We start from the raw sequence: 24705 nt of genomic DNA, 5'->3' as shown, positions 1-24705 counted from the left end.
GCGGCAGGTGTCACCGATCTGCTGTGTGGTGTTAACGCTGCCGAAACCCGGTGACGAGATGATGGAGACACGGGGTTGCCCCCACAACGATCCGGAACGTCGGCCATGGATGATCTGGCCGCCCGACCGAGGTCGAGCCTCGCCGCCCAGACCTTCACGCAAGGACTGGGCGGCGAGGCCACGACTGGGTCCCTGCCCCGTGGGGCCGCCTGGTCGGCCCCACTGGCCACACCCGTCACGTCCGTCCCGGCGTGGGGTGCGCCACAAGACTGAACCTGTGCTTTACCCTTCAGACATGGCGACCCGTACGTCTTCCCCGCCGCGCAAGCGGCCGTCCGGAAGCCAGGCCCGTAAGAAGCCGGCTCCACGACGCAAGCCGCAGGCGAAAAAGCCTGCGGCCCGTCGTCCTGCCCCCAAGCGCACCGGTCCTGGATTCATTCCCACCCTCATTCATGCCGCGTTCCGCGCCGTGGCCGCGATCTGGCTCGGCATCGCTGGCCTGATCGGTGCCGTCGCGCGCAGCATCGGTTCGGGTGCCCGCGATCTCGATCCGGAGCAGCGCCGTGATGGCGTGGGCTTCGCGATCCTCGCGCTCGCACTGATCGTCGCAGGATCGGTGTGGGGTGACATCTCGGGCACCGTCGGCGACGTGATCCGCGGCGTCACGACCAGCACGGTCGGTGTGCTGGCCTGGGCGGTCCCGATCGTGCTGGCCGTCATTGCCTGGCGCACGCTGCGGCACCCCGACACCAACGGCCCGATCGGGCGGCAGGTCACGGGCTGGCTGCTGGTCGCCGGTGGCGTGCTCGGACTCGTGCACCTCTCGCACGGCGTTCCGCGTCCCAGTGATCAGGATCCTGACGCGATGCGCGAGGCCGGGGGAGCGATCGGCTACCTGTTCTCGGCCGTGCTGGTCGACCTGCTCAGCACGCCGTACCTCGTGGCGCCCCTGTTGATCATGGTCATCGCCTTCGGGGTCCTGATCGTGACCGGAACCCCCGTGTACGCCGTGCCCGGCCGCCTGGCCGAGCTCCGCGACACGGCACTGGGACGTCGCGCCACGGACGACACGGTGGCTGAGAAGCCCTCCATGCGCCGGCGTCACCCTCGCACCGACCAGACGGCCGTCGAGACCTCTGGCGACGAGCCGTACGACAACCCGCTCGTCGACGGCCCCGAGTCCACGACTCCGCCGGTCGTGCCGCCCAAGAAGCCCAAGGCGACTCCCACGCCCGCACCAGTCACCACCGAGATCGCCGAGAAGAGCCCGGCCGAGGTCGAGCTTCCGCCGATGGAGCCGATCCCGCAGCGCTCCGAGCAGCTTCTGCTGGCCGGCGATGTGACCTACTCCCTGCCCGACAGCACGATGCTGGGTGAGGGATCGCCGCACAAGGCGCGGTCCGATGCGTCGGACGACATCGTGCACCGGCTCACCGAGGTGCTCGAGCAGTTCCAGATCGACGCCCAAGTCACCGGTTACACCCGTGGACCCACCGTGACGCGCTACGAGGTCGAGCTGGGCCCGGCCGTCAAGGTCGAGAAGGTCACCGCGCTGAGCAAGAACATCTCCTACGCGGTGGCCTCCAACGAGGTCCGCATCCTCAGCCCGATCCCGGGCAAGTCCGCGATCGGTGTCGAGATCCCGAACATCGACAAGGAGATGGTCAGCCTCGGTGACGTGCTGCGCTCGTCCAAGGCACGTAGCGACCACCACCCGATGGTCATCGGCCTGGGCAAGGACGTCGAGGGGGGCTACGTCGTGGCGAACCTCGCCAAGATGCCCCACCTGCTGGTCGCCGGTGCCACCGGCTCGGGCAAGAGCTCGTTCGTGAACTCGATGATCGCCTCGATCCTCATGCGCTCGACGCCCGAGGAGGTGCGCATGATCATGGTCGACCCCAAGCGGGTCGAGCTGACTGCCTACGAGGGCGTGCCGCACCTGATCACGCCCATCATCACCAATCCGAAGAAGGCCGCCGAGGCGCTGGCCTGGGTCGTGCGCGAGATGGACCTGCGCTACGACGACCTCGCCAACTACGGCTTCCGCCACATCGACGACTTCAACAAGGCCGTCCGGGCCGGCACGGTCACCGTTCCGCCCGGCAGCGAGCGCGAGCTGACCCCGTACCCGTACCTGCTGGTCGTGGTCGACGAGCTCGCCGACCTGATGATGGTCGCTCCGCGCGACGTCGAGGACTCGGTCGTGCGCATCACCCAGCTGGCTCGCGCCGCTGGCATCCACCTGGTGCTGGCGACCCAGCGACCCAGCGTCGACGTCGTCACGGGCCTGATCAAGGCCAATGTGCCCAGCCGATTGGCCTTCGCGACCTCGTCGTTGGCCGACAGCCGCGTCATCCTCGACCAGCCGGGCGCCGAGAAGCTCGTCGGACAGGGTGACGGACTGTTCCTGCCCATGGGCGCCAACAAGTCCATGCGCATGCAGGGAGCCTGGGTCACCGAGGCCGAGATCCAGACCATCGTGGAGCACTGCAAGGGGCAGCTGCAGCCCACCTACCGCGAGGACGTCACTGCCCCGAAGGAGACCACCCGTGAGCTCGACGACGACATCGGTGACGACCTGGACCTGGTGCTGCAGGCGATCGAGTTGGTCGTCACGACGCAGTTCGGCTCGACGTCGATGCTGCAGCGCAAGCTGCGCGTCGGGTTCGCCAAGGCGGGACGCCTGATGGACATCATGGAGAGTCGCGGAGTCGTCGGCCCCAGCGAAGGATCCAAGGCCCGCGACGTGATGATCAAGCCCGACGAGCTCGAGGACGTGCTCGCGAGCGTGCAGAGCGCATGAGTACCGACGTGATGGGTCGCGACGTCATGAGCTGGCCGGACGATGAGTCGGGCGGGTCGTCGCCGGACGCTCGCCGGGCCGGGGGTCTGCGCGGCGCGGACATCTTCGGTGGTCCGCGCGACGACGCCATGCTGCTGGACGTCGGAGCCGCCCAACCGTTCGAGATCCGGCGCCGCAGCTGGCTGTACGGACTGGTCGGGCTGACCGCGTGGGCTCTCGCCGGTGGTTTCGGCTGGATCGCTCTCGAGCGGCCCCAGTACGCCCCGCTGCCGTGGGTGTGGGGCGCGTGTGGCGTCCTGGTGGCGATCGGTCTGGTCTTCGCCTGGATGTTGCGGCAGGTGCGCACGCCGCTGTTCGTGGCCGATCTGCACGGCGTCCGGCTGCTCGGCGAGAACGGCTGGGTTGGGTTCCTGTGGCGTGAGATGGGCGACGTCGCTGTCGATCCCCGACGTCTGCTGCGCGGCCCAAGAGTGCGCGTGCGCGGGCAGGGCGACGACCGCGAGCACAGCATCACGCTGGGGTTCGCCACCAACGTCTCGGCGCCCCAGGCCGAGATCGAGTTGGCGCGTCGCCGGGCGGCTGCCTCATACTGAGGGCGGCCACTGACACGGCACCATCGAGAGGTACCCATGGATCCGGCACCAGCGCCGAGCAACTTGAACATCGCCAACGCTCTGACGGTGCTGCGCATCGCCGGAGTGCCGGTGTTCGGCGTGCTCCTGCTGATCGACGACGGTCAGTCCATCGAGCTGCGCGTCTGGGCCTGCATCACGTTCGGGCTCCTGATGATCACCGACCGCATCGACGGCGACCTGGCTCGCAAGCACGACCTGGTCACCGACTTCGGCAAGCTGGCCGACCCCATCGCCGACAAGGCTCTGACCGGCATGGCGTTCGTGGGCCTGGCGATCGTGTTCACCGGCGATCAGTTCGGCTGGTTGTTCTGGATCGTCACGATCGTCATCCTGGTCCGCGAGTGGGGCATCACCGCGATGCGCTTCGTGGTCAAGAAGTATGGCGTGATGCCGGCCGGACAGGGCGGCAAGATCAAGACGACCCTGCAGGCCGTCGCGCTGGGCGGCTACGTCCTGCCCCTCGAGCTGTGGGACAACGCCGGCGCCGACACGCTGCGCTGGATCACCCACGTGCTGATGGCCGGAGCGTTCGCCATCACGTTGGTCACCGGAGTGCAGTATGTGCGCGACGCCCGTGACCTGAGGCGTTCGTCTCTCGCGCGCCCGTCCTGAGTTCTGAGGGTCTATCCACGATGGTTCAGCCGAGCGACGTGATCGACCTGGCCCGGTCCGCGGGAGCAACCGTGGCCTCGGCAGAGTCACTGACCGGGGGACTGGTGTGCGCGGCTCTGGTCGACGTGCCGGGGGCATCCGACGTCGTGCGCGGGGCCGTGGTCGCCTACGCCGCTGACGTGAAGATCGCTCTGCTCGGCGTCGACGCGGATCTGGTCGCGACGCACGGCACGGTGCATCCGCAGGTGGCCGAGCAGATGGCCGAGGGCGTGCGAGCGGCCTGCGGCGCGAGCCACGGCGTCTCGACCACGGGAGTCGCGGGTCCGGGTCCCAGCGAGGGCCAGCCCGCCGGCACGGTCTTCGTGGCTGTCGCGGGGCCGGCTGGGACCGTGTCGACGCGCGTGGACGTGGCTGGCGGTCGTGCGCAGGTCCGATCGGGTGCGGTCGGTGCTGCGCTGTCGTTGCTGGTCGCTACGCTGGGGGAAGAATCACCAGGCGTCGAGCGTTGACGACGTCGTGACGAAGAACAAGGAGCCCCGATGACACCGATGCGCCAGCTGGTCGGCGAGGTTCTCCGAGCGCGCCGGGCCGCCCAGGGCTTGACGCTGCGTGACGTCTCCGCCAAGGCACGTGTCAGCCTCGGCTACATCTCTGAGATCGAGCGCGGCCAGAAGGAACCCAGCTCCGAGCTGTTGGCCGCCGTCGCGGCGGCACTCGACGTGCCGTTGTCCGAGGTGCTGCTCGACGTCGGCGCGATGCTGGCCATCGAAGAGGCAACCGAGCTCTCGCTCGCCATGAATGCCGAGCTGTCGCTCGCCAGCGTCTCCTCTCTTCTTCCCAGCGGTGAGGTCGAAGTCTCCGCAGCGTGAAGCACTCGGAGTTCTGGCTTCGCATGGAGGAGCACCTGGGCGTCAGCTATGCGCGGGTCTGGGCCGACACCCAGGCCATTGCTGCTCTGCAGAGCCGCACCGTGCACGAGGCCCTCAGTGCCGGTGAACTGCCCAAGACCGTCTGGCGAGCCGTCCACGACCATCTCGGTCTGCCGGCCCGCGAGCGCTGACCACTGATCGAGGCGAACCGGTGGGATTCGTCCAGGGGCGGTGGGACAGCGTCGTATCAGGGGCACTGATACGACGCTGTCCCACCTGGGCCAGTGCCGCGTCACGCTGGAGCCATGAGTTCGGCGTGTCGCGAGGCAGCCTCGAACATCTGTTCTATAGGCTCATGCACAGGTTGGACGTACGGAGGACACCATCCACAGGCGGGTCGATGAGGCCCACGAATGTCTGAGGGTCCCCCTAGCGTCGTCGATGACCGGCCACCCACGAGCAAAGAACGGACCACCAGATGCCTCCCACCGAAGCACCCGCCAAGCCTGTCGCGAAGCTGAACGACAAAGTTGCCGACAAGGCCGCCGAGAAGGCCCTCAACGAGAAGAACAAGGCCCTCGACAACGCCATGGCGCAGATTGATCGCGCCCACGGCAAGAATGCCGTCATGCGACTGGGTGACCGCGTCCAGGCGCCCATCGCGACCATCCCCACCGGAGCCATGTCGCTCGACATCGCTCTGGGCATCGGTGGTCTGCCCCGCGGCCGTGTCGTGGAGATCTATGGTCCGGAGTCCTCGGGCAAGACGACGGTGGCCCTGCACGCGGTCGCCAATGCGCAGAAGGCCGGCGGAGTCGCGGCCTTCATCGACGCCGAGCACGCGCTCGACCCCGAGTACGCCCGCAAGCTGGGCGTCGACACCGACGCCCTGCTCATCTCTCAGCCCGACAGCGGTGAGCAGGCACTCGAGATCGCCGACATGCTGATCCGCTCCGGAGCTCTGGACATCCTGGTCATCGACTCGGTGGCCGCTCTCGTGCCGCGCGCCGAGATCGACGGCGAGATGGGCGACAGTCACGTGGGTCTGCAGGCCCGGCTGATGAGCCAGGCGCTGCGCAAGATGACCGGTGCCATCAACGGCTCGGGCACCACGGCCGTCTTCATCAACCAGCTGCGCGAGAAGATCGGCGTCATGTTCGGTTCGCCGGAGACCACCACGGGCGGCAAGGCGCTGAAGTTCTACGCCTCGGTCCGCCTCGATGTGCGCCGCATCGAGACGCTCAAGGACGGCACCGACATGGTCGGCAACCGCACCAAGGTCAAGGTCGTCAAGAACAAGCTGGCCCCGCCGTTCAAGATCGCGGAGTTCGACATCATGTACGGCCAGGGCATCAGCCGCGAAGGCAGCCTGATCGACGTCGGAGTCGAGCTGGGCTTCGTGCGCAAGTCTGGCGCCTGGTACACCTACGAGGGCGATCAGCTCGGCCAGGGCAAGGAGAACTCGCGTCAGTTCCTGCGCGACAACCCCGACCTCGCCGAAGAGCTCGATCGCAAGATCAAGGCGCACCTCGGCGTCGGTGTGCAGGTCGAGGCCGAGCCGGCTGCAGACGATCCGGCCCTCGGTGCGGTCACGCCACCGGCCGATCTCGAGTTCTAGGCAGCTGCACTGATGGCTTGGGCTCAGCGCCAGCACGAGGAGATCACCGATCCCGTCGAGGCCTTGGCGGTCGCCAAGCAGGTCGTCTACGGACGTCTGGCTGCTCAGGCCCGTAGTCGTGCCGATCTGGAGCAGGCACTCGCCAGCAAGGGAGTGCCTGCCCAGATCGTCTCCGATGTCCTTGACCGGTGCGAGGCGTCAGGTCTGGTCGACGACGTCGAGTTCGCCCGCGCCTGGGTCCAGCAGCGTCAGGCCAACAAGGGCCTGTCCTCGCGCGCCCTGGCTCAAGAGCTGCGCGGCAAGGGCGTCGACGACCAGGTCGCGCGTGACGTCCTGGCCGAGCTCGACCCCGACGTCGAGGTGCAGGCGGCGCACGACCTCGTGCAGCGCAAGCTGCGCTCGATGTCTCAGCTCGACGAGGCCACCCGGACCCGCCGGCTCGTCGGGATGCTCGCCCGCAAGGGGTACAGCCCTGGCCTTGCCTTTCAGGTGGTGCGCGAGGAGCTGGGGGCCGAGGCTCCGGTCATCGAGTCGCTCTAGAGCCCCCAACCGACCAGCACTCTTGGTTCTCGCGCCCACGAGACCAGGCTGCGACACGTGGGCGGAGCTCTGGTGACCGAGGCTTTCGGCCCCAGTGCGAAGTCCCCGTCCTCGTCGGGGTCGGGGCGGTTGCCTCGCAGCGTGCCCGACCGGGCATAGTGGAGCCGTCCTGAACTCCTTCAGAGGAACGCTCGTGCATCTCGACGACTTCAGCCTTGACGCATTCTCTCTACGGGGCCTTCGGGCCCTCGTCACCGGTGGCAACACCGGTCTCGGCACCGCGTTCTCGGTCGCTCTCGCCCGCGCCGGAGCCGACGTGTGTGTGGTGGGCCTGGACGACGACGAGGGCGCCACCGGCGAGGCTGTACGCGCATGCGGGAGCCGATTCGCCCAGCGCACGCTCGACCTGACCGCAGACGGCGCCCCACGGGCGGCGGTGGACGCCTGCGTGGAAAGCCTCGGCGGGCTCGACATCGTGATCAACTCCGCCGGGATCTGCGTCGTGCGCGACGTGGAGCACTTCGATCGATCTGCGTGGGATCCGACGGTCGCGGTGAACCTGACGGCGGCCTTCGAGCTGGCCCACCACGCGAGCATCCACATGGCCGAGCACGGTGGCGGCAAGATCATCAACATCGCGTCGTTGTTCTCCTTCCTCGGCGGTCAGGGATCGCCGGCCTATGCAGCCTCGAAGGCCGGGATCGTCGGTTTCACCAAGGCGTACTGCGATGAGCTCGGGACCAAGAACATCACCGTCAACGCGATCGCCCCGGGGTACATCGACACCGATCTCACCGAGGCGACCCGCGCGGACCCCGAGATGAACCGTCGGATCATCGAGCACATTCCTGCAGGCCGGTGGGGCGACCCCGCTGACCTGATGGGCGCTGTCGTCTTCCTCGCCTCGCCCGCCGCCGCCTACGTCTCGGGACACGTCCTGGTCGTCGACGGTGGATATCTCGTCCGCTGACCACTCCATCCGAACCCTTGTCGAAGGACTTCCATGATTCCATCTCGCTCCTCCCTGTCGCGCGAGGAGATCGTCTCCGCCGTCTCCGCCGTCCTCACCTCTGAGCAGGTCGAGACCCGCGACGACGTGCTGCGTGCCGCCAGCGTCGACCGTTTTCGCAAGTACACCGCCGTCCACGGCATCTTCGACGGTCCCATTCCGGCCGCGATCGTGTATCCGGCCTCGACCGCGGAGGTCTCGCTGCTGCTCGAGCTGGCCGCCCGTCACCGCATCGCCGTGGTGCCGAGGACGGGTGGCACCAGCACCGAGGGAGGTCTGGAGACCGTGGTGGCCGACACCGTGGTGGTGGACGGTTCACGCATGGCCGAGATCGTCAGCATCGACGAGGGCGACATGATGGCCACCGTCCAGTGCGGGGTTCCGTTGCAGGTCCTCGAGGACCAGCTGCGTGCGCTGGGTCTCACCACCGGACACTCCCCGCAGTCGAAGCCGATCGCACAGTACGGCGGTCTCGTGTCGACCCGTTCCATCGGCCAGTTCTCCACCCTGTACGGCGGCATCGAGGACATGGTCGTCGGGCTCGAGGCCGTGCTGGCCGGGGGTGAGGTGGTGCGGGTCAAGAACGTGCCCCGGCGCGCTGCCGGTCCCGACATCCGACACGTCGTGATCGGCAACGAGGGTGCGCTGGCCTTCGTGACCGAGGTGACGGTCAAGGTGTTTCGTCACCACGGTGACACGGCGCGGTACGTCGGGGCCCGGGTCAGTGACTTCGGCGCCGCGATCGGAGTGCTTCGTGAGGTGGTGGTCGATGGTTACCGTCCGTCGGTCGCACGGGTCTACTCGCCGCAGGACGCGGCACAGCACTTCGCGGACCATCCCTCGACCCAGCACCTGGTGGTGCTGGCCGCGGAGGGCCCGGAGCCACTGGTCGAGGCCACCCTGACCGCGATCGAGGCGGCGATCCAGGGCGTCGAGCACGACCGAGTGCCCGAGCAGACGATCCGCGACTGGTTCGAGAACCTCAACTGGGGTCCGGACAAGATCGAGGCCGAGAAGCAGTCGATGCTGACGACAGCGCACCTGGGATACACCACGGAGATCTCGGTCGACTGGTCTCGAACGGCCGAGCTGTACGACCGGGTGATGCAACGCATCGAGAACGAGTTCGACCGGTTCGACGACCTGGGCCTGCTGGGCGCCCACTCATCGCACTCGTACCAGACAGGTACGAACCTGTACTTCGTCTACGACTACGACATCACGTGTGAGCCGCGCGAGGAGATCGACGTCTACCACCGCCCACTCAACGCGATCATCGTCGAGGAGGCGCTCCGGGTGGGCGGGTCGATGGTGCACCACCATGGGGTGGGCAAGTACCGCACGCCGTGGGTGCGTGAAGAGCACGGCAGCGCGTACACCCTGCTGCTGGGTCTCAAGCGCGCGTTCGATCCGGACAACATCATGAACCCGGGCACCGTGTTCGCGATCGATGACCGCGGGGAGCTGCTCGAGGGACTGTCGTGACCCACCTGCTGGCGATCGACGGTGGCTCGCAGAGCACCAAGGTCTCGATCATCGACGCGCAGGGGTCGGTGCTCGCCGCGGCCCGGGTGCCGTTGCGGCCCTATCGTCTTGCTCCGGGCGGCGTCGCGGTCCACCCCGGCGACGACTTGTGGGACACGCTGGTGCAGGCCATTCGTGAGGTGATGCGGAAGTTCGACGGGAGTCGTACGGACATCGTCGGCGTCGGGTTGTGCGGCATCCGTTTCTGCCGGGCCATGGTCGGCGACGACGACCGCCTGATCGAACCTGTCCTCAGCTGGATGGATGACCGGGTCTCCGAGCCGCTCGCCGACGACTCGGTGTCCCTGGTGACCAGCGCGGGCGGCTATCTGACGCTGCGGCTCACCGGCCAACGTCGCGACAGCTCCGCCTCGTACGCCGGCCGGTGGCCGCTCGACCCGCAGACCATGCGGTGGTCGACCGACCCGGCGGTGCGTGCCGCCGCCGGCATGAGCGTGGACATGTTGCCGGAGCTGGTCGACCCCGGCGACCTGCTCGGCGCGGTGCTGCCCGAGGTGGCCGAGCTGACCGGTCTGCCGGTGGGGTGCCCGGTGATCGCCACCGCCAACGACAAGGCCGTCGAGGCGCTTGGCGCCGGACTCCTCCAGCCCGGGCCGGTCTTGCTGTCGCTGGGCACGTACGTCGCAGCCATGACGGTCGCCAGCGACGCCCCTGACGACTCCCGGGTCTGGAGCAACGCGGCGTGCGTGCCGGGGAAACGGTTGATCGAGAGCGGTGGCATCCGTCGCGGGATGTCGACCGTCACCTGGATGCGTGACCTGCTCGACTCCTCGACGCCGTCGACGCCGTCGAAGCAGGCGTCGCACGCGGCGCTCGAGGCGCTCGCCGTCGAGGTCCCTGCCGGATCGGAAGGTCTGTTCATCGTGCCGGACTGGCTGGCACCGGCGAGTCATCCTGACCGGAGAGGTTCGATCATCGGCCTGGACGCGCGACACGGGGAGGGTCACCTGTACCGCGCGGTGCTCGAGGGACTGGTCCTGACGATGTGCGCCCACGTCGAAGCGATGGAGGAGGCGCTCGGTGGCCCACCGCGTGAGCTGGTCGTCGCAGGTGGAGGGTCCACGTCCGACCTGATGATGCAGATCGTCGCCGATGTGTTCGGCCGTCCCGCGCGCCGTGCCGGCGTTGCCGACGCGGCGGGACTGGGCGCTGCGATCTGTGCCGCCGTCGGGGTGGGCCTGCACGAGAGCTTCGAGCGGGCCGTCGCCGTGATGGTCACCGACGGAGCGACGTGGACCCCTCGGCCTGCGGTCGCAGCGGGGTACGAGCGGATTCGCCCGGTCTTCGACGCCATCCGAAGCGCCACCGACCCGGTGTACGGGGCGCTCGCGGATCTACCGGACCTGACGGTCGGCTAATCTCGCGGCATGCCATCGACTCTCGATCTGTACAAGAAGGTCACCGCGATGCCTCAGGGCAAGCGGCTTTTCTCGGTCCTGTACGCCCAGAAGGCGCCCTACTTCGCCTCGGCCCACATCCAGGTCACCGAGATGCGCAAGCACCGCGGGCAGGTCATCGTCCCCAAGCGTCGTTCGACCAAGAACCACATCGGGACGGTGCACGCGATCGCGGCCTGCAACGGGCTCGAGGCGGCGATGGGTCTGCTCGCCGAAGCCACCTGCCCGCCTGACATGCGCTGGTTGCCCAAGGGCATGGAGGTCCAGTACCTGGCCAAGTCCGACACCGACCTGACCTGCACCGCCGAGACCTCGGCCGCCAACTGGGCCGCAGCACCTGAGGTGCCGGTGTCGGTCAAGGCGGTCACCGCGGACGGAACCGTCACGGTGCGGGGCACCATCAATTTGTGGGTCGTGCCCAGGACGTAGCAGCTACAGCGCGCTCACGCCGACGCCCGCAGCCAGCGGGTCCGACGAGGTCTTCTCGCCCACGAACTTCTTCTGCGCCACGGTGGCCAGCCACGTGAGGATCAGGTTGAGCACGATGTAGATGGCGGCGATCACGAACGCGGTCTGGATCGTGTTGTTGAAGGTGCGCGAGATCTCGCGGGTCGTGTACGTCAGGCCCGGGGCGAGCACGGCGTAGCCGAGGCTGGTGTCCTTGAGCGCGACGATGGCCTGGCTGATCAGTGACGGCAGCATGATCTTGACGGCCTGGGGGATCAGGACGATGCGCGTGACCATGGTCTTGCGCATGCCGATGGCGTAGGCAGCCTCGGACTGGCCGCGCGGCACCGCATTGATGCCGGCCCGGAAGATCTCCGCGAACACCGCGCCGTTGTACAGGACCAGGCCGATGACCACGGCGAGGAATCCGTTCAGACCGGACTGAGCGCCGATGGCGTACCAGGTGGCGATGATGATCAGCAGCAGGGGGACGGCCCGGAAGAACTCCACGAAGAGCCATGAGGGCCACCGCATGACGATGTGGTCGGACAGCTTGCCCACCCCCAGGAGCACCCCGAGCACCAGGGCACCGAGGACCGCGAACAACGCCGCACGCAAGGTGTCGAAGGTCGCCTCCAAGATCAGCACCATGATGTTGGGAGTGACGAACGGTTCCCACAGGTCGTAGGCGAACTGCCCCTTGCGGGCCAGCTGGGCGATGACGGCCGCCACCACGAGCAGCAGACCGATCGAGGCAATGACGGTGTAGAGACGGTGTCGTGCGGCCGTCTTGGGACCGGGCGCATCGAACAGGACCGAAGCGGGCATCAGGCAATCCTCCAACGTCGTTCGAACGATGCGGAGATCGCGGAGATCAGCTCCACGATCACGACGTAGCCCAGCGCCACGCCGAAGAAGATCCACCACAGCTGCGAGGCGTTGTCGTTGAGCAACGCCTTGCCCAGTGCGGTGCCTTCGGCAATGCCGAAGATCGAGCACAGTGACGTGTTCTTCGTCAGGGCGATCATGACGTTGGCGAGCGGGGGGACGACGGCCCGGAACGCCTGCGGAAGAACCACGTGCTGCATCGTCTGGGTGAAGCCGAGCCCCACGGATCGGGCAGCCTCGGCCTGACCCAGGGAGATCGAGTTGACGCCGGAGCGCAGCGCCTCGCACACGAAGGTCGAGGTGTAGAGGGTCAGGGCAAGGATGTTCAGCCAGAAGAAGCCGAACTGGATGTCGAGCTTGGGGAAGCCGAAGACGACGAGCAGCAGGATCACCAGGAGCGGGGTGTTGCGGAACACCGTGACGTACGTGGCTGCGGCCTTGCTGAGCACGGCCACGGGACCGACGCGCATTCCAGCGAGCACGGTGCCGAACAGCAGAGACAGTCCGCCGGCGACCAGGGTCAGTCGAAGGGTGTACCAGAACGCGTCCAGCAGCCGGTCGAAGTTGTCGATCAGTACCTGCACCGGTGATCACCGTCCTCGGGGTGGAGAGGGACAAGGGGAGCCGGGGCCGCTACGCAGCGGCCCCGGCTGTGGTTCAGCTCAGGCGCAGGGGTCCATGGCCGGCGGGTCGGGAGTTTCGGCACCCGACGCGCCGAGCGTCGCCTGGAAGGCGTCGGCCCAACGGCCGTCGTCCTGGGCCTCGGTGACGGAGTCGGTCAGGAACTGGCACAGCTCGGGGCTGTCCTGGCTGAAGCCCATGCCGATGCGCTCCTCGGAGAACGGCTCACCCACGACCTCGAGCTCGTCGGGATTCTCGGCGGCATAGCCCAGCAGGATCGAGCCGTCGGTGGTCATCGAGTCGATGGCCCCGTCGAGCACCTGGTCGCGGCACTGCGAGTAGGTCTCGAACCCGCGGCCGATGGCGCCGGCCTCCTCGACGTTCGACAGCGACGTCGACCCGGTCACCGAGCAGACCTCCTCGCCCTGGACGTCGTCGATGTCGGCGATGTCGCTGTCCTTCGTGACCAGCAGCTGCTGGCCGGTGAGGAAGTAGGGGCCGGCCTGGCCCACGATCGTGCGGCGCTCGTCGGTGATGGAGTAGGACGCGAAGACGAAGTCGACGGTGCCCTGCTGCAGGAACGGCTCGCGGTTGTCCGAGATGGTCTCGACCCACTCGATGTCCTCGGCGGCGATGCCGAGCTTGGCGGCAGCGATCTTGGCCATCTCGACGTCGAAGCCGGTGGGCTGATCCTGGCCGGCGGCCTTGAAGCCGAGGCCGGGCTGGTCGAACTTGACGCCGATCTTGACGGTGCCGGCCTCGGCGATCTCCTTCATGCGGGTGCCGTCCTCGAACTGCGACGCGGCGTCGGCCGCGACGTCGTTCTCGACCGGGTCGGTGTCTTCCTCGCCAGCGTTGCCGCAGGCTCCCAGGGTCAGTGCCACGGCGGCCGCCATGACGGCCAGGCGAGTGCGCTTCATGTGTGTTGCCTCTCTGTTGGTCGTGCTGTCGTGCGGTGGATGGGGATCAGTGCCTGAGGATCTTGCCGAGGAAGTCCTTGGCGCGCTCGGACTGCGGGTTGGTGAAGAACTCCTCGGGGGTGTTCTCCTCGACGATCTGACCGTCGGCCATGAACAACACCCGGTCGGCAGCGGTCCGCGCGAAGCCCATCTCGTGGGTGACCACGATCATGGTCATGCCGCCCTGGGCGAGATCGACCATGGTGTCGAGCACCTCGGAGATCATCTCGGGGTCGAGAGCTGAGGTGGGCTCGTCGAAGAGCATCACCTTGGGTTCCATGGCCAGGGCTCGGGCGATCGCGACGCGCTGCTGCTGACCGCCCGAGAGCTGGGCGGGGTACTTCGAGGCCTGGGAGTCGATGCCGACGCGCTTGAGCAGGGCCATCGCCTTCTCCTCGGCGTCGGCGGACTTCATGCCCCGCACCTTCATCGGTCCGAGCGTGACGTTCTCGAGGATCGTCTTGTGGGCGAACAGGTTGAACGCCTGGAACACCATGCCGACGTCGGCGCGCAGGCGGGCCAGCTCCTTGCCCTCTGCGGCCAGAGGCTGGCCATCGATCTCGATGGCGCCTTCGTCGATCGTCTCGAGCCGGTTGATGGCGCGACACAGCGTGGACTTGCCCGACCCGGACGGGCCGATGACCACGACCACTTCGCCGGGAGCGACCGTCAGATCGATGTCCTTGAGGACGTGGAGCGCGCCGAAGTGCTTCTGGACCTGGTGCATGGACACCATGGGTGTGTCAGCCATGCGAAGAAACCTAGTGCCGCGAGGGGCCGAGGTGAAACATTGCCGGCCTTCTGCGAGGCTCTGACATCGAAATGTAACCGCACGGCCGCCACGGCACCCGCCCACGGGCGATGTGGTCGACCGTGGCCTACGGTCGTGTCAACCACCACCAGAGGAGAACCACATGTACATTGGCGGATCAATCTTCCTGCTCGCAGTCGGCGCCATCATGTCCTTCGCGGTCCGCGACTCCCTCAGCGGCGTCGACCTCGTGACGACCGGCTATATCCTGATGGCAGCCGGAGCGCTCGGCATCGTGCTGAGCCTCATCATCAACGGCCGGCGCAGCCGGGCGATCGAGGACCGCGAGCCGCCGCTGCGCTGATCACCCCTTGCCGGAGTTGCCCTTGCCGGAGTTGCCCTGACCGGAGTTGCCCTGACCGGAGTTGCCCTGACCCGAGTTGCCCGAGTTGCCCGAGTTTCCCGGGTTGGGCTTCTCCTTCGGGGCCTCGCTCGTCGGCTCATCTGGTGTCGGCGCGGGGGTGACCGTGTCGTCGCTGTCCGCCACCACGGGGGGAGCGACGGCAACGGCCAGGGTCACGGTCGACCCGACGGCGAGCCGGCCGGCGCGGTCCAGGGCCACCACCTGGCCGGCCCCGGTCGTGCGCTGCACGTCGGTGCGAGCCGCGCTGAGCCCGAGGTCCTCCAGCAGCGCGGCTGCCTCGGCATAGGACAGGCCGATGAGATCGTCGGCCGAGACCACGACCTCGCCGGACGCGACCTGCAGCGTCACGAGGGCATCCTCTGGCTCGGTCGCCGAGCCCGCAGGGTCCTGCTCGACGACGTCCCCTGCATCCACGCCGGCGGCGTCGACCGATTCGAGGCGTGCGGTCATTCCGGCGTCGCGCAGCGCCGCCTCCGCCTCGTCGACCGACATGCCGACGACGTCAGGCACCGTCGCGCGATCAGCCGGGAGCCACATGAAGCCGCCCACGGCCAGGGCGATGACAGCGATGGCCGCTGCGACCAGAGCCAGGATTCGTGGCCCGCGACGGCGTCGAGTGCCGTCGTCGGCAACCGGTGCCGCCACTGCGGTGTCGCCGTCGGACGTGGGCGGCGGGGCGGCCGTCGTGGACGCCAGCGTGGGCGGTAGGTCGATCGTCTCGTCGGCACCGATCGCCGCAGCGGCCTCGGCCACGGCCGCGGCGGAGCTGGGTCGTGCCGACGGATCCTTGGCGGTCAGCGAGCCGATCAGGTCGCGGGCCGGGCCCGGGACCTCGCCGCTGAGCGGCGGGATGTCGTCATTCAGGTGCGCCAGCGCCGTCGCCATCGGGGTGTCGCGGCGGAAGGGCGACGTCCCCGTCAGGCAGTGGTGCGCGACGACCCCCAAGGAGTACAGGTCCGACTGCGGGGTCGCTGACCGCCCGGCGGACTGCTCGGGGCTGGAGTACTGGGCCGTGCCGAGGATGGTGCCGGTGTCGGTCAGGGGTTCGCTGGACTCGGTGCGGGCGAGTCCGAAGTCGACCAGCACCGCCTTGCCAGCCGGAGTCAGCATGATGTTCGCCGGTTTGATGTCGCGGTGGACGATGCCCGCGTCGTGAGCGGCCTGCAGGCCGGAGGCCACCTGCACCAGGATCGACATCACCTGCTCGGACGCCATGGCTCCCTTCTCTCGGAGAACCTCGGCCAGGGAGTGCCCCTCGATGAGCTGCATCACGATGTACGAGTCGCCGTCACCGGTCGGACCGGCCTCGTCGAAGTCGTAGACCCCGGCGACCCCCGGGTGATGGATCGAGGCGGCGAGGAGCGCTTCGCTGCGCATGCGGGACCGCGAGGTGGCGTCGGCCAGGGGACCGTGACGCATCACCTTGATGGCGACGGATCGGTCGAGGCGGCGGTCGTGGGCTCGCCAGACCTCGCCCATGCCGCCGGAGCCGAGCTGGTCCTGCAGCTCGTACCGGTCGTTCAGCGTTCGTTCCACCGGATGAACTTTAGTGCGACTGTGACGAATTGCCACTCGCCTGATCACTCGCCCGATCTCGGGGGGTCGAGCAGGACCTTGGTCTGCGACGTGTCTCCCGAATCGAGCTCGTCGAGCATCGCCGCGAGCTCGCTCAGTCCGATGGTCGCGGTGTGCAGGGACTCGACCTGCACGGAGCCATCGGCGATCGCTCGCATGGCGCCCAGGAAGTCGTCGTGGGTGTAGGCGAGGGATCCGATCACCGTCAGCTCGCGCACCTGCCAGTCGCCATAGCTGATCTGCGAGTCGGTCATCGGGAACCCGAGGAGGGCGAGCGTGCCGCCGCGACGCACCATCTCCGACGACGACTTGAGCAGTGTCGCCGCGCCGGTGCACTCGTAGAGCACGTCGGCGCCGAGGCCGGAGGTGACCTCGTCGATCCACGCGCTGGCCGTGTCGCCGGGGGCCACCACGTCGGAGAACTCCAGCGCGGTGGCGGCGGCCCGGCGGTCTGCGTTCGGCTCGATCACCAGGAGGCGCCCCGCGCCGGCGTGGCGGGCGTGCTGGGCCGTCAGGAGCCCGATGGGGCCGGCGCCCTGCACGACCACGACCGCTCCGAGGCTCTGGCGTGCGCGCCGCACCGCGTGGAAGGTCACGGCAGTGGGCTCGACCAGGGCGGCCTCGACGTCGGAGACGCCGTCGATGACCGGCACCACACGACGTTCGGAGACCACCAGGGTGGACGCGAATCCACCGTGCGCGGGGGCGTCGAGGGTCACCCCGTTGGCCTCGGCGAAGGAGAGGTCGCAGTGATCGGCGTGGCCGGCGCGGCACATGGCGCACGTGCCGCAGGCCGGGCCGACCGCAGCGATGACGCGGTCGCCGTCTCGCACGCTCGACACCGATGCTCCGACCCGGCTGATCGTGCCGGTCCACTCGTGTCCGAAGGTGGCCGGCGGGATCTGGCCGCCGGAGGTGTAGTTGTGCGTGTCAGTGGCGCAGATGCCGCAGTAGGTGATGTCGACCTGCACCTGGTCGGGGCCGAGCTCGTCGGGGAGCGTCTCCTCGTCGAGGACCAGGGAGCTGACGGCGTCGATGCGGGCAAAGGTGCTCATGCGTCGACGGTAACAAGTCTGGTTGAACAATCAACCATCAGCCGATTCTGCATCGATGAACCGGCACGTACCATTGACCAGTCATGACCAAGACCTACGAAGTGCGCACCTACGGCTGCCAGATGAACGTGCACGACAGCGAGCGGCTGTCCGGCCTGCTGGAGACCGACGGTTACGTCGCAGCCACGCAGGAGCAGACGCCCGACCTGGTCGTGTTCAACACGTGCGCCGTGCGCGAGAACGCCGACAACAAGCTCTACGGCAACCTCGGACGTATCGCGAGCATCAAGGCCGTGAACCCCGGCATGCAGATCGCCGTGGGCGGCTGCCTGGCCCAGAAGGACCGCGACACCATCACCGAGAAGGCCCCGTACGTCGACGTCGTGTTCGGCACGCACAACATCGGGTCCTTGCCGGTGCTGCTGGAGCGCGCCCGCATCGCCGAGGAGGCGCAGGTCGAGATCCTCGAGTCCCTCGACGTGTTCCCCTCGACGCTGCCGACCAAGCGCGACTCGGTGTTCGCCGCCTGGGTGTCCATCAGCGTGGGGTGCAACAACACCTGCACGTTCTGCATCGTGCCGGCACTGCGCGGCAAGGAGAAGGACCGTCGCCCCGGCGACATCCTGGCCGAGATCGAGGCGTTGGTCGCCGATGGCGTGGTCGAGGTGACCCTGCTGGGCCAGAACGTCAATGCCTACGGCGTCGAGTTCGGCGACAAGCAGGCCTTCGCCAAGCTGCTGCGCGCCTGCGGGCAGATCGGGGGCCTCGAGCGCGTGCGGTTCACCAGCCCGCACCCCAAGGACTTTACCGACGACGTCATCGCTGCGATGGCCGAGACACCCAACGTCATGCCGCAGCTGCACATGCCGCTGCAGTCGGGCTCGGACCGGGTGCTCAAGGCGATGCGTCGCTCCTACCGGCAGACCAAGTTCCTCGGCATCATCGACCGCGTGCGCGATGCCATGCCCGACGCGGCGATCACCACCGACATCATCGTGGGGTTTCCCGGCGAGACCGAGAAGGACTTCCTCGACACGATCGACGTGGTGCGACGGGCCAGGTTCACCAGTGCCTTCACCTTCCAGTACTCGCAGCGCCCGGGCACCCCGGCGGTCGATCTGCCCGACCAGATCCCCAAGGCCGTGGTGCAGGAGCGCTACGAACGCCTGATCGAGGTGCTCGACGAGGTCGGCACGGCCCAGGCCCAGCTACAGCTGGGACGCACGGTCGAGCTGCTGGTGGCCGATCACGAGGGCAAGAAGGACGGCGCCACCCACCGCATGACCGGGCGGGCCCGCGACAACCGGCTCGTGCACTTCGTGCCCGGTGATCACCCGGTGCGCCCCGGCGATGTCGTCGAGGTCGTCATCACCCATGCGGCCCCGCATCACCTGGTCAGCGACGACGCTCCGGTCTCGTACCGCCGCACGCCGGCGGGCGACGCCTGGGAGTCTCGCGAGGGTCGCACCGAGGTGGGCACCCCCGGAGCGGTCACCCTCGGGATGCCGTCGCTCGGAGCGCCTGCGCCGCTGCCGCCGGCGCCGTCCTGTGCGATCTGACTCGAACGGCCGTGGTGCACCGTCGCCCGCGGGTGAGATGCTGTCCGCATGTCGAGGTCTGCCGGCGCCCTGAGGCACGTGGTGGTCGTGGGTCTTGCCCTCGCTGCTCTGGCAGGATGCAGCACCATCCAGCGCGAGGCTGACGACGAGGCGGCTCGGATCGCCGACCAGGTGCTCCCAGCGGCCATCGACGCGGCGATCGCCGAGGTGGATGCGAAGAACGGCTCGGAGCGGTTGGTTACCGCCGAGACGTTGCTGACCGACCCCGAGGCCCCGATCATGGACGGCCAGGGCGGCGTCGTGTGGGTCGTGCGCGGTCGCGACGCGACCACGATCCGCGTCGATATCTACCGACGGTGGGAGTCCGGCTCCCTCCTCCCGCCCGACCAGGGCGAGGCTGCGTGGGGGCTGGTCTGCCGCAGCTACGACGTGACGCGTAGTGCCCGCTCGATCGTGGTCGAGTGTCCAGCGGGGACCCCCCGGTCGCCCTGAGCGACAACTCGCACGTTCCGACGTGATGGGACACTGGTTCGCATGGCCATCCAGATCGCCCAAGACCCTCAGGCCGACGAGGTGCTGAACTCCGATCCGTTCGCCCTGCTCGTCGGCATGATGCTCGACCAGCAGTACCCCATGGAACACGCGTTCCGCGGCCCGGCCAAGGTGCTGGAACGGTTCGGCACGCTCGATCCGGCGGCGATCGCCGGCGCCGATCCCGAGGCCTTCGCCGACCTGTGCGCGACGCCGCCCGCGGTGCACCGCTACGGCCGCTCGATGGCCGGACGCATGCAGGAGCTGGCCCGCCACATCGTCGAGGAGTACGACGGCGACGTCACTCGCTTGTGGACCGAGGCCAAGACCGGCGATGCACTGTTCGCGCGGGTCAGGGCACTGCCCGGCTTCGGCGAGCAGAAGGCCAAGATCTTCACGGCTCTGCTGGCCAAGCAGCTGGACGTGAAGCCGCGCGGCTGGACCACCGTCGTCGGTGACTACGGCAAGAAGGGTTTCCGATCGGTGGCCGACGTCGTCGACGCCGACTCCCTGACCAAGGTGCGCGACTTCAAGAAGGCCGCAAAGGCCGCTGCCAAGAAGGCCAGCACCGACTGAGCAACCTCACCCGCAGGGGCCTGGGCCCACGGCCTTGGACCAGAGCGGGGTGCAGGCGGAGACCTCGGGCGGACCGGCGAGCAGATGCTTGGACTCCTGGAGGTACTGCAGGTACCTGGGGTCGTGGAGAAAGGCGGCTGCAGCCGCAGCGTCGCGGTACTGCTGGAACACCGCCAGGGCGTCAGGATCGTCGTCGACCGTGGTGTAGACGTACGCCTCATGATCGGCGTTGGCCGCGATGGCGGCGGGCATGTGGCGTTGCCACACGGTCATCAGCTCGTCGCGTCGGCCGGGTAGCGCACGGTGGCGCAGGAACAGGGCGTGGCTCATGGTCGGGACGCTACGGCCGCCGTCGGACACTTTTTCTCCCGTGGCTGGACCTCAGATGGACTGGACGTCAGATGGACTGGCCGCCGGAGCGCGGGTCGACCAGCACCGCCGGTACCTCGCAGGATCCGTCGATGAGCGCGTCGTTCATGCGATCGATGATCAGCGAGCCGTCCGGGTCACGGGGGATCTCGAGTCGGTTGTCGCCCTGCAGGTTCAGTCCGTTGATGTAGCCGTCGCGAGCCTCGACCAGGGCGACCCAGTCGTCGAGCCACGCGGCGGCAGGCACGTCCTCTTCGATCAGCGGTCCGGCTCGGACATCGATCAGCTCGACCATGTTGAGGACTGCGAGATTCTGTTCCTGGATGGCATCGATGACGTCGGAGCGATCGACGGACTCGACACGGTCGGTCATGTCGGCACACTCCTCGTCGATGATCGCCAGCAGGCCCGAGTCGTCAATGAGGCCGGGGGAGTCCTGGGACTCGACGACCACGGTCGTGACGATCAGCGCGATCCCGAGCAGCGCCGAGGTCACCATCGCCGCTATGGCGGCCCAGAACCAGCCGCGACGGACCGGCGGTGGCGGGAAGGTCCACACCCGCTGCGGCGGATACGGCGGCAGCGGCGTGGGCTCGGTGGACACGCCGTCATCTTGCCATGGGCGGGGTGAGGTCGGCCTCACGACGCCCGCCGCGTTTGCCCTGCCAGACTGCTGCCCATGACCAGTGTCGTGGTGATCGTCGGGCCCACGGCTTCGGGCAAGTCCGCCCTCGCGGTCGACATCGCAGGGGGCATGGGCGGCGAGGTCGTCAACGCCGATGCGATGCAGCTGTACCGGGGCATGGACATCGGCACGGCCAAGGCCACGCCAAGCGAACGGGGGGGAGTGCCGCACCACCTGATCGACGTGCTTGACGTGACCGAGCCGGCCAGCGTGGCGGCCTTCCAGCGCGCCGCCCGGACCGCCATCGCGGACTGTCACGACCGGGGCGTGACCCCGGTGCTCACCGGCGGATCCTCGCTGTACGTGCGGGCGGTCCTGGACCAGCTGGAGTTTCCCGGCACCGATCCCGACGTGCGAGCGAGGTGGGTGGCCGAGCTTGATCGAGTCGGCACGGAGGCCTTGCACGCCGAGCTGGCCAGGCGTGATCCGGCGGCCGCCGAGCAGATCTTGTCGAGCAACGGACGACGCATCGTGCGCGCGCTGGAGGTCATCGAGCTGACGGGCCAGCCGTTCGTGGCGACGATGCCGCCGCACGAGTCGATCTACCCGCACCTGACCATGATCGGCCTCCAGGTGCCCCGCCCTGATCTCGACAAGCGCCTGGCCGACCGGGTGGAGCAGATGTGGGCCGCCGGTCTGCTCGATGAGGTGCGAGCACTGCGTCAGGTCGGCCTCGACGACGGACCGACCGCCAGCAGGGCGATCGGCTACAGCCAGGCCATCGCCCAGCTCGACGGCGCCATGACCGAAGCCGACGCAAAGGCAGACACCGTGCGGGTCACCAAGAAGTTCGCCCGCCGCCAGGACCGCCTCTTCCACGCCGATCCCCGAGTTCACTGGGTGCGGAGTCAACCGGACTCGCCGTGAAGGGCCGAGCGAAGCGAGGCTGGGCGCCCGGGCGAAGCCCGGCGACGGTGAGGTACGAGCCGTCGGAGTGCCGAGGAACGAGGCATGCGCCGTAGAGTGAGTGAATGGCATTCGCGTGGCTCAAGGGACATGGCACGGAGAACGACTTCGTGCTGCTGCCCGATCACGACGGGTCGGTCCACGGCGACCTCGCCCCGTCGTTCGTGGCTGCGCTCTGCGACCGGCGCCGCGGCCTCGGAGCGGACGGCGTCATGCGGGTCGTGCGCGCCTCGGCCCTCGGTGAGCAGTCGGCCGGCGAGTGGTTCATGGACTACCGCAATTCCGACGGCAGCGTCAGTGAGATGTGCGGCAACGGCGTGCGCGTGTTCGCCCTCCACCTGGTGACCGAGGGTCTGGTCGACGCCTCGAGCCCCATCGTCATCGGTACCCGCGATGGCGACAAGACCGTGACCGTCGACGGCGACACGTACACCGTCGACATGGGCACCTTCACGCGTGGCGACACGTCCAAGATCACGGCGGACGGACGCACCTGGGAGGCGCACGAGATCCACACGGGCAACCCCCACGCCGTCGCCTTCGTCGACCGACTGGCCGACGCCGGCACGCTGACGACCGAGCCCGACTACGACCACGCGATCTATCCCGATGGCGTCAACTTCGAGTTCGTCGTCCGTCACAACGCCGAGCACGTCGCGATGCGTGTGCACGAGCGTGGATCGGGCGAGACCCGGTCCTGCGGCACGGGCGCCTGCGCCGTGGCGGTCGCCGCAGCCACGACCGATCAGGCCGAACGCCCGGTCACCTGCCGGGTCGACGTGCCCGGTGGCACGGTGCACGTCACCTGGACCGAGAACGACCGGTTGTTGCTCGCCGGACCTGCACAGATCGTCGCCCGCGGGCAGATGGAGTGGCTGGCATGACGTCGGACATGGAAGGGCTCGAGCTCGAGGAGCGCAACTCGATGCGCCGGGTCGCGAGCCTGCGCACCGAGCTCGAGGACATCACCGAGGTCGAGTACCGCCAGCTGCGCCTCGAGCGCGTCGTGCTGGTCGGTGTGTGGACCGATGGCTCGGTCGAGGACGCCGAGAACTCGCTGGCCGAGCTCAAGCTCCTGGCCGAGACCGCGGGATCGGAGGTCCTCGACGCGCTGATCCAACGTCGCCAGAAGCCCGACCCTGCCACCTACATCGGCAGCGGCAAGGTCGAGGAGCTCAAGGCGTCGGTCGAGGCCACGGGCGCCGACACGATCATCTGCGACGGTGAGCTCGCACCCAGCCAGCTGCGCAACCTCGAGGACCGCTGCAAGGTCAAGGTCGTCGACCGCACCGCGCTGATCCTGGACATCTTCGCCCAACACGCCAAGAGCAAGGAGGGCAAGGCGCAGGTCGAGCTCGCCCAGCTCACCTACCAGACCCAGCGACTGCGCGGCTGGGGCGGGAACCTGTCGCGCCAGGCCGGTGGACGTGCCGCGGGCGGCGAGGGCATCGGTGGTCGTGGCCCCGGTGAGACCAAGCTCGAGACCGATCGCCGCCGCATCCAGGCCAAGATCGCCAAGCTGCGCCGCGAGCTCGCCGCGCTCAGCGTCACCCGCGACACCAAGAAGGCTGATCGACGTCGTCATGATGTCCCGTCGGTCTCGATCGCGGGGTACACCAACGCGGGCAAGTCCAGCATCCTGAACCGGCTCACCGATGCCGGCGTGCTCGTCGAGAACGCGCTGTTCGCGACCCTGGATCCGACCACCCGGCGCACCCAGACCGCCGATGGTCGCGTCTACACCCTGAGCGACACCGTGGGGTTCGTCCGACACCTGCCGCACCAGCTGATCGAGGCGTTCCGGTCCACGCTGGAAGAGGTCGCCGACTCCGACCTGCTGCTGCACGTGGTCGACGGATCGCACCCCGACCCCGCTGGCCAGATCTCCGCAGTGCGCGAGGTGCTGGCCGACGTCGACGCGCTCGGCGTGCCGGAGATCATCGTCATCAACAAGGTCGACGCCGCTGATCCGGTCGCCATCAAGCAGTTGCTGGCCGCAGAACCGCACGCCGTGGTCGTCAGCGCCCGCACCGGCGAGGGCTTCGATGAGCTGCTGAACGCGATCGAGGCCGATCTACCGCGGCCTGCTTCTCGTATCGAGATCGTGCTGCCCTACGAGCGCGGTGACCTGCTCAACCAGATCCACCTGCGCGGCGAGATCGAGACGCTCGACCACGAGGCCGACGGCACCCACGTCGTCGCCCTCGTCGACGGAGCCCTCGCCCACGACCTCGCTGCCTTCGCCTCCTCCTAGACACCACACCTGGACGTGTGGTCGGCGCGGGGCGTGTGGACGCGCGAGTCGAAGGCGCGTCGGCGCCGGATAACCTC

At 68.3% G+C, this 24705-nt stretch carries 27 protein-coding genes; 19 read left to right on the top strand and 8 right to left on the bottom strand.

The window, feature by feature from the left end:
• The first annotated feature begins 295 nt into the window (after positions 1-295).
• The 12 genes from ACHAA3_RS09210 (at position 296) to ACHAA3_RS09155 (ending at position 11457) form a co-directional block, all read left to right on the top strand.
• The gene (locus tag ACHAA3_RS09210) at positions 296-2803 is read left to right on the top strand and encodes a DNA translocase FtsK 4TM domain-containing protein (RefSeq protein ID WP_435708700.1); all 2508 of its coding nucleotides are present in this window, start codon (positions 296-298) and stop codon (positions 2801-2803) included.
• Positions 2800-3396 (top strand): hypothetical protein, encoded by a 597-nt coding sequence (locus tag ACHAA3_RS09205; protein WP_435708699.1) that lies wholly within the window; start codon positions 2800-2802, stop codon positions 3394-3396. The genes ACHAA3_RS09210 and ACHAA3_RS09205 overlap by 4 nt, the downstream gene beginning before the upstream one ends.
• A gap of 36 nt (positions 3397-3432) precedes the next feature.
• Entirely contained in the window at positions 3433-4050 is a 618-nt protein-coding gene (locus tag ACHAA3_RS09200; protein WP_435708698.1) for a CDP-alcohol phosphatidyltransferase family protein, read from the top strand.
• Positions 4051-4070: 20 nt separating this feature from the next.
• Complete coding sequence (locus ACHAA3_RS09195; RefSeq protein ID WP_435708697.1) at positions 4071-4559, top strand: CinA family protein; 489 nt, start codon at positions 4071-4073, stop codon at positions 4557-4559.
• Positions 4560-4589: 30 nt separating this feature from the next.
• Positions 4590-4919, top strand: a complete 330-nt coding sequence (locus ACHAA3_RS09190) for a helix-turn-helix domain-containing protein (RefSeq protein ID WP_435708696.1) — start codon at positions 4590-4592, stop codon at positions 4917-4919.
• Positions 4916-5110: a DUF3046 domain-containing protein gene (locus ACHAA3_RS09185; RefSeq protein ID WP_435708695.1), complete on the top strand. Its 195-nt coding sequence runs from the start codon at positions 4916-4918 to the stop codon at positions 5108-5110. Before ACHAA3_RS09190 ends, ACHAA3_RS09185 begins: the two co-directional genes overlap by 4 nt.
• A 287-nt stretch (positions 5111-5397) precedes the next feature.
• Positions 5398-6537, top strand: coding sequence for a recombinase RecA (gene recA, locus ACHAA3_RS09180; RefSeq protein ID WP_435708694.1), 1140 nt, complete (start codon positions 5398-5400; stop codon positions 6535-6537).
• 12 nt (positions 6538-6549) lie between these two features.
• Positions 6550-7077, top strand: coding sequence for a regulatory protein RecX (locus ACHAA3_RS09175; RefSeq protein WP_435708693.1), 528 nt, complete (start codon positions 6550-6552; stop codon positions 7075-7077).
• Positions 7078-7270: 193 nt separating this feature from the next.
• Positions 7271-8047 carry an SDR family oxidoreductase gene (locus ACHAA3_RS09170; protein ID WP_435708692.1) on the top strand — a complete coding sequence of 259 codons (777 nt, stop codon included), beginning with the start codon at positions 7271-7273 and terminating at the stop codon, positions 8045-8047.
• Positions 8048-8080: 33 nt separating this feature from the next.
• The gene (locus tag ACHAA3_RS09165) at positions 8081-9571 is read left to right on the top strand and encodes an FAD-binding oxidoreductase (protein WP_435708691.1); all 1491 of its coding nucleotides are present in this window, start codon (positions 8081-8083) and stop codon (positions 9569-9571) included.
• On the top strand, positions 9568-10989 hold the full coding sequence (locus ACHAA3_RS09160; protein WP_435708690.1) for an FGGY-family carbohydrate kinase: 1422 nt from the start codon (positions 9568-9570) through the stop codon (positions 10987-10989). The genes ACHAA3_RS09165 and ACHAA3_RS09160 overlap by 4 nt, the downstream gene beginning before the upstream one ends.
• Before the next feature lie 9 nt (positions 10990-10998).
• The gene (locus tag ACHAA3_RS09155; protein WP_435708689.1) at positions 10999-11457 is read left to right on the top strand and encodes a hotdog fold domain-containing protein; all 459 of its coding nucleotides are present in this window, start codon (positions 10999-11001) and stop codon (positions 11455-11457) included.
• A 3-nt stretch (positions 11458-11460) separates the two neighbouring features.
• Here ACHAA3_RS09155 and ACHAA3_RS09150 read toward each other — a convergent pair whose 3' ends face one another.
• The 4 genes from ACHAA3_RS09150 to ACHAA3_RS09135 form a co-directional block, all read right to left on the bottom strand.
• Positions 11461-12303: an amino acid ABC transporter permease gene (locus ACHAA3_RS09150; protein ID WP_435708688.1), complete on the bottom strand. Its 843-nt coding sequence runs from the start codon at positions 12301-12303 to the stop codon at positions 11461-11463.
• A complete protein-coding gene (locus ACHAA3_RS09145) occupies positions 12303-12947 on the bottom strand; it encodes an amino acid ABC transporter permease (protein ID WP_435708687.1) in 645 nt (214 codons plus the stop codon). Before ACHAA3_RS09145 ends, ACHAA3_RS09150 begins: the two co-directional genes overlap by 1 nt.
• Positions 12948-13025: 78 nt before the next feature.
• Complete coding sequence (locus ACHAA3_RS09140; RefSeq protein WP_435708686.1) at positions 13026-13904, bottom strand: glutamate ABC transporter substrate-binding protein; 879 nt, start codon at positions 13902-13904, stop codon at positions 13026-13028.
• Between the two features lie 46 nt (positions 13905-13950).
• On the bottom strand, positions 13951-14679 hold the full coding sequence (locus ACHAA3_RS09135; protein ID WP_435708912.1) for an amino acid ABC transporter ATP-binding protein: 729 nt from the start codon (positions 14677-14679) through the stop codon (positions 13951-13953).
• A gap of 178 nt (positions 14680-14857) precedes the next feature.
• Between ACHAA3_RS09135 and ACHAA3_RS09130 the strand changes: the two genes are divergently transcribed.
• Positions 14858-15058 carry a DUF6458 family protein gene (locus ACHAA3_RS09130; protein WP_435708685.1) on the top strand — a complete coding sequence of 67 codons (201 nt, stop codon included), beginning with the start codon at positions 14858-14860 and terminating at the stop codon, positions 15056-15058.
• Here ACHAA3_RS09130 and ACHAA3_RS09125 read toward each other — a convergent pair whose 3' ends face one another.
• Together ACHAA3_RS09125 and ACHAA3_RS09120 are read right to left on the bottom strand one after the other, a co-directional pair.
• Positions 15059-16654 carry a protein kinase domain-containing protein gene (locus ACHAA3_RS09125; protein WP_435708684.1) on the bottom strand — a complete coding sequence of 532 codons (1596 nt, stop codon included), beginning with the start codon at positions 16652-16654 and terminating at the stop codon, positions 15059-15061.
• A 44-nt stretch (positions 16655-16698) separates the two neighbouring features.
• Positions 16699-17748: a zinc-dependent alcohol dehydrogenase gene (locus tag ACHAA3_RS09120; RefSeq protein WP_435708683.1), complete on the bottom strand. Its 1050-nt coding sequence runs from the start codon at positions 17746-17748 to the stop codon at positions 16699-16701.
• An 83-nt stretch (positions 17749-17831) separates the two neighbouring features.
• Between ACHAA3_RS09120 and miaB the strand changes: the two genes are divergently transcribed.
• Genes miaB through ACHAA3_RS09105 form a run of 3 tightly spaced genes read left to right on the top strand, consistent with a single transcriptional unit; the run spans position 17832 to position 20414 of the window.
• Positions 17832-19307 (top strand): tRNA (N6-isopentenyl adenosine(37)-C2)-methylthiotransferase MiaB, encoded by a 1476-nt coding sequence (gene miaB, locus ACHAA3_RS09115; protein WP_435708682.1) that lies wholly within the window; start codon positions 17832-17834, stop codon positions 19305-19307.
• Between the two features lie 48 nt (positions 19308-19355).
• Positions 19356-19799 carry a hypothetical protein gene (locus ACHAA3_RS09110; RefSeq protein ID WP_435708681.1) on the top strand — a complete coding sequence of 148 codons (444 nt, stop codon included), beginning with the start codon at positions 19356-19358 and terminating at the stop codon, positions 19797-19799.
• A gap of 42 nt (positions 19800-19841) precedes the next feature.
• Positions 19842-20414, top strand: a complete 573-nt coding sequence (locus ACHAA3_RS09105) for an HhH-GPD-type base excision DNA repair protein (RefSeq protein ID WP_435708680.1) — start codon at positions 19842-19844, stop codon at positions 20412-20414.
• Positions 20415-20420: 6 nt separating this feature from the next.
• Here the strand turns inward: ACHAA3_RS09105 and ACHAA3_RS09100 are convergent, their stop codons facing one another.
• Both ACHAA3_RS09100 and ACHAA3_RS09095 read right to left on the bottom strand, forming a co-directional pair.
• A complete protein-coding gene (locus tag ACHAA3_RS09100; RefSeq protein WP_435708679.1) occupies positions 20421-20744 on the bottom strand; it encodes a putative quinol monooxygenase in 324 nt (107 codons plus the stop codon).
• 67 nt (positions 20745-20811) lie between these two features.
• Positions 20812-21387 (bottom strand): hypothetical protein, encoded by a 576-nt coding sequence (locus ACHAA3_RS09095; protein ID WP_435708678.1) that lies wholly within the window; start codon positions 21385-21387, stop codon positions 20812-20814.
• A 75-nt stretch (positions 21388-21462) separates the two neighbouring features.
• Here ACHAA3_RS09095 and miaA point away from each other — a divergent pair, with 75 nt between their 5' ends.
• From miaA to hflX, 3 genes are all read left to right on the top strand, one after another.
• On the top strand, positions 21463-22335 hold the full coding sequence (miaA, locus tag ACHAA3_RS09090; RefSeq protein ID WP_435708677.1) for a tRNA (adenosine(37)-N6)-dimethylallyltransferase MiaA: 873 nt from the start codon (positions 21463-21465) through the stop codon (positions 22333-22335).
• Between the two features lie 104 nt (positions 22336-22439).
• The gene (dapF, locus tag ACHAA3_RS09085; protein WP_435708676.1) at positions 22440-23258 is read left to right on the top strand and encodes a diaminopimelate epimerase; all 819 of its coding nucleotides are present in this window, start codon (positions 22440-22442) and stop codon (positions 23256-23258) included.
• A complete protein-coding gene (gene hflX, locus ACHAA3_RS09080; protein WP_435708675.1) occupies positions 23255-24628 on the top strand; it encodes a GTPase HflX in 1374 nt (457 codons plus the stop codon). The genes dapF and hflX overlap by 4 nt, the downstream gene beginning before the upstream one ends.
• Positions 24629-24705 lie beyond the last annotated feature (77 nt).

This window comes from Aeromicrobium sp. CF3.5, from assembly GCF_051262695.1.
GTDB lineage: Bacteria > Actinomycetota > Actinomycetes > Propionibacteriales > Nocardioidaceae > Aeromicrobium.
Note: the sequence above shows the minus strand (reverse complement) of the source record. Positions and strands in the feature narration are given on the sequence as shown.

Coding starts and splice junctions, on each gene's coding strand:
- ACHAA3_RS09105 (WP_435708680.1), top strand. CDS start 19,842: ATGGCCATCCAGATCGCCCAAGACCCTCAGGCCGACGAGGTGCTGAAC.
- recA (WP_435708694.1), top strand. CDS start 5,398: ATGCCTCCCACCGAAGCACCCGCCAAGCCTGTCGCGAAGCTGAACGAC.
- ACHAA3_RS09110 (WP_435708681.1), top strand. CDS start 19,356: ATGTCGAGGTCTGCCGGCGCCCTGAGGCACGTGGTGGTCGTGGGTCTT.
- ACHAA3_RS09130 (WP_435708685.1), top strand. CDS start 14,858: ATGTACATTGGCGGATCAATCTTCCTGCTCGCAGTCGGCGCCATCATG.
- ACHAA3_RS09140 (WP_435708686.1), bottom strand. CDS start 13,904: ATGAAGCGCACTCGCCTGGCCGTCATGGCGGCCGCCGTGGCACTGACC.
- ACHAA3_RS09205 (WP_435708699.1), top strand. CDS start 2,800: ATGAGTACCGACGTGATGGGTCGCGACGTCATGAGCTGGCCGGACGAT.
- miaA (WP_435708677.1), top strand. CDS start 21,463: ATGACCAGTGTCGTGGTGATCGTCGGGCCCACGGCTTCGGGCAAGTCC.
- ACHAA3_RS09100 (WP_435708679.1), bottom strand. CDS start 20,744: ATGAGCCACGCCCTGTTCCTGCGCCACCGTGCGCTACCCGGCCGACGC.
- miaB (WP_435708682.1), top strand. CDS start 17,832: ATGACCAAGACCTACGAAGTGCGCACCTACGGCTGCCAGATGAACGTG.
- ACHAA3_RS09190 (WP_435708696.1), top strand. CDS start 4,590: ATGACACCGATGCGCCAGCTGGTCGGCGAGGTTCTCCGAGCGCGCCGG.
- ACHAA3_RS09210 (WP_435708700.1), top strand. CDS start 296: ATGGCGACCCGTACGTCTTCCCCGCCGCGCAAGCGGCCGTCCGGAAGC.
- hflX (WP_435708675.1), top strand. CDS start 23,255: ATGACGTCGGACATGGAAGGGCTCGAGCTCGAGGAGCGCAACTCGATG.
- ACHAA3_RS09200 (WP_435708698.1), top strand. CDS start 3,433: ATGGATCCGGCACCAGCGCCGAGCAACTTGAACATCGCCAACGCTCTG.
- ACHAA3_RS09175 (WP_435708693.1), top strand. CDS start 6,550: ATGGCTTGGGCTCAGCGCCAGCACGAGGAGATCACCGATCCCGTCGAG.
- dapF (WP_435708676.1), top strand. CDS start 22,440: ATGGCATTCGCGTGGCTCAAGGGACATGGCACGGAGAACGACTTCGTG.
- ACHAA3_RS09165 (WP_435708691.1), top strand. CDS start 8,081: ATGATTCCATCTCGCTCCTCCCTGTCGCGCGAGGAGATCGTCTCCGCC.
- ACHAA3_RS09155 (WP_435708689.1), top strand. CDS start 10,999: ATGCCATCGACTCTCGATCTGTACAAGAAGGTCACCGCGATGCCTCAG.
- ACHAA3_RS09135 (WP_435708912.1), bottom strand. CDS start 14,679: ATGGTGTCCATGCACCAGGTCCAGAAGCACTTCGGCGCGCTCCACGTC.
- ACHAA3_RS09195 (WP_435708697.1), top strand. CDS start 4,071: ATGGTTCAGCCGAGCGACGTGATCGACCTGGCCCGGTCCGCGGGAGCA.
- ACHAA3_RS09150 (WP_435708688.1), bottom strand. CDS start 12,303: ATGCCCGCTTCGGTCCTGTTCGATGCGCCCGGTCCCAAGACGGCCGCA.
- ACHAA3_RS09120 (WP_435708683.1), bottom strand. CDS start 17,748: ATGAGCACCTTTGCCCGCATCGACGCCGTCAGCTCCCTGGTCCTCGAC.